Here is a 1,026-nt window from a genome sequence, read left to right as displayed (position 1 = left end):
GCGCCAGGTGGTGATTCGCGACCACCACGCAGACGTGTCCGTTGGTGCAAGCTGTGCAGCGAGTTCCTCTTCCAGCAGCGCCAGCGCAGCGCCGCAATCGGCAACCATCGGCAGGTCAACCTTCACAATTTTGTTGATCGAACCTGGGTCTATGTCGATATGGATTTTCTTCGCATGCGGTGCAAAATCCTTGAGCCGGCCCGTGATGCGGTCGTCAAAGCGGGCGCCGACGGCGATGATGAGATCGGCTTCATGCATCGCTAGGTTGGCTTCTACCGTGCCGTGCATGCCCAACATGCCGAGGAACTGGGGATCGCTTGCCGGATAGGCCCCCAAACCCATCAGCGTCAGTGTGCAAGGCGCACCCGTTGCCTGAACCACACGCGTAAAACGGGCACAGGCAGTTTCACCGGAATTGACCAAACCACCGCCGCCATAGAAAACGGGACGTTTCGCAGCGCGGATCATGGCGGCGGCCGTCTTGACGCGCTCGCGCGAAATCCGGTTCGCCAGCGGGACAACCAGGGCTGGTGCCCGCAGTGCGGGCTGCGGTTTGGACAACTGTTGCTGGAGGTCTTTAGGAAAATCAATGACCACAGGCCCGGGCCGCCCGCCCGCCGCCACGCTGAATGCCTTGCGCACCACGCCAGCCACCTCATCAACGGTTTTGATCTGGTGGTTCCACTTGGTGGCGGATCGGGTGAGGCCGACGGCATCGCACTCCTGGAATGCGTCGGTACCGAGCAGAAGCGAAGACACCTGGCCGCTGATGCAGACAATGGGAACCGAGTCACACAGCGCGTCGACCAAGCCCGAGATGGTGTTGCAGACGCCGGGGCCGGATGTCACCAGAACCACGCCGACTTTCCCGGTGGTGCGAGCGTAGCCTTCAGCTGCATGCACAGCGGCTTGCTCGTGTCGCACCAACACATGCTTCAACCGCGCGTCCTCGAACAAGGCGTCGTAGAGCGGCAATACCGCACCACCTGGGTAACCGAACAAGGTAGTCACCCCCATCTCAATCAG

1 protein-coding gene is annotated in these 1,026 nt (G+C 61.4%); it reads right to left on the bottom strand.

Annotated elements, in window-relative coordinates:
* A partial coding sequence (locus ABYB95_RS23945; RefSeq protein WP_372662999.1) for a thiamine pyrophosphate-binding protein occupies positions 1-1,026 on the bottom strand: 1,026 nt, incomplete at both ends.

This window comes from Hydrogenophaga sp. (assembly GCF_041633695.1).
GTDB lineage: Bacteria > Pseudomonadota > Gammaproteobacteria > Burkholderiales > Burkholderiaceae_C > Hydrogenophaga.
This window is presented reverse-complemented; position numbering and strand designations above follow the sequence as displayed.